Genomic DNA, 463 nt, shown 5'->3' on the forward strand with positions numbered 1-463 from the left:
ATGGTGTCATCTGTAAAGTTAAACAATTCATATCGCTCGGCAAACTCTGGGTGAGCTTCTTTATGCTGATTAATAATGGTTCTTAACATGGTCCAGAATTTGATTTCATCGAAGTCATAATGTTCATTTAAGAAAATCGCTAACTCAGCCAGATTTACAAACCAAAGCGCATCTTGAGTAAAGTCTCTTAACTCATTTGGAGAATGGGTTTCCAAGAACGAGTTTGGGTTAATCTTGGCATGTTCTTTTGGTGCATCTTGTAAGTTAGGTAAAAGCTCGGGCTCACGTAAAAGATGACGACTAAAACGAATTCCATCATGGAAATCTTTCAAAGCCGCTTTAACGGGTAAGCCATTTTTATGAATTAGTACCATGTTTTGTGCATGTGATTCTAAAGCGAGGCCGTGACACCACAAAATATGCATGATGGGTAAATAAGCATTGCTGAGTAATTTTTCTAACC

1 protein-coding gene is annotated in these 463 nt (G+C 37.8%); it reads right to left on the minus strand.

What is annotated here, in order from left to right; all coding sequences use genetic code 11:
* On the minus strand, positions 1 to 463 hold a 463-nt coding region (locus tag GBI66_RS19210), incomplete at both ends, for an IucA/IucC family C-terminal-domain containing protein (RefSeq protein WP_308464068.1).

Origin of the sequence: Acinetobacter sp. TUM15071, from assembly GCF_008980925.1 — a bacterium.
Lineage (GTDB): Bacteria > Pseudomonadota > Gammaproteobacteria > Pseudomonadales > Moraxellaceae > Acinetobacter > Acinetobacter dispersus.